Origin of the sequence: Agromyces bauzanensis (assembly GCF_014645655.1) — a bacterium.
Classification (GTDB): Bacteria; Actinomycetota; Actinomycetes; order Actinomycetales; family Microbacteriaceae; genus Agromyces; species Agromyces bauzanensis.
This window is the reverse complement of sequence record NZ_BMMD01000067.1, coordinates 1-1,151: the sequence shown is the minus strand read 5'-3', so window position 1 is coordinate 1,151 and position 1,151 is coordinate 1. Positions and strand designations below refer to the sequence as shown.

The following is a 1,151-nucleotide window of genomic DNA, read 5'->3' as shown; positions in this document are numbered from 1 at the left end:
GATCGCGTCGCGCATCATGTCTAGGGTCGCGAAGGCGTAGAACGCGTTGGTGGTCGACGTGTTCTCGTGGCCGAGGAGTCGCATGATGATCGGCAGTGGGATGCCCTGCTGGTAGAGGTCCATCGCCTTCGTCTTTCGGAGCAGGTGACAGTGCACGCCGGCCGGGATCGAGGTGCACCCGGCTCGGGCGATATCGGTGGCCGCTTTCAACACGTTCGCAACGGTGTCGGTCGAGATTCGGGCGGGCTGGCCGTGGCGGAGACTGTAGAACAGCGGCCGGCCCGCGGGCAGTCTGGCATGGTCCGGATGGAACTCGTCGAGGTAGACGCGCAGGTGCCCGATTGTGGTCTCGGTCAGCGGGACGACGCGGGTCTTGTTCCGTTTCCCGGTGAGCGTCACGCGTCCTGGTGGGGTAAGACTGATGCCGCTCAGCGTGAGGTCGGTGATCTCGCTGACGCGGGCGGCGGTGTCGTAGAGCAGGATGAGCAGCATCCGGTTCCGGCGTGATTTCGCGGTGCGACCGGTGTGCGCGGCGAGGATCGCGCGGGTCTGGTCCTCGGTGAGATATTTGATCGGCGTCTTGGGGGTCGTCGGTGGCCGCAGCGTGGTCGCGGCGTTGTGCAGCGCGACGATGGTGAGGTCTTCGGCGGCGGCGTAGGCGAGGAACGTTCTGACGGCGGTGAGCCGGAGCGTGATCGTCCGGGGCGCGTAGTGCTTGAGTTCGTTCATCCAGGCGATCCAGGCTTTCAGGTGCGCCCGGTCAAAGTGGTCGAAGGTGACGTCGGTGCGGGCGATGTGCGCGTGATCGGTGAGGAAGGTCAGGAAACATTCCAGGCTGATCCGGTACGCCTCGATCGTGTTCACGGACGCTGAACGCACCGCGGGCAGGTAGGCGTGGAGGAAGTCGCGGGCGAAGACCCAGAAGTCGGGGGCGTCGGTGACGGGGTGACGTTTCATGCGAATCCCACCTCCGGCAGCAGGACCCTGCTGACCTCATGGGTGATCCCGGCGTACGCGTCCAGGAAGTCTGGGGAGGTGTGGACGTAGTAGTAGGTCGACTCGATGGTCGCGTGACCCATGTAGACGGACAGGTAGGGCAGCATCGCGGCCACGTCGGCGCCGTCGGCCATCCAACGTTCCAGATTCGCGTA

Annotated in this window: 1 protein-coding gene and 1 pseudogene; both read right to left on the bottom strand. The window is 65.2% G+C overall.

Annotated features, from left to right (window positions below):
- Positions 1-957 (bottom strand): tyrosine-type recombinase/integrase (locus IEX31_RS18425; RefSeq protein ID WP_188744839.1); only part of this gene is annotated, 957 nt, incomplete at its 3' end.
- Positions 954-1,151 (bottom strand): annotated as a pseudogene (locus tag IEX31_RS18420) (tyrosine-type recombinase/integrase); the annotation flags it as partial. The pseudogene IEX31_RS18420 and the gene IEX31_RS18425, both read right to left, overlap by 4 nt.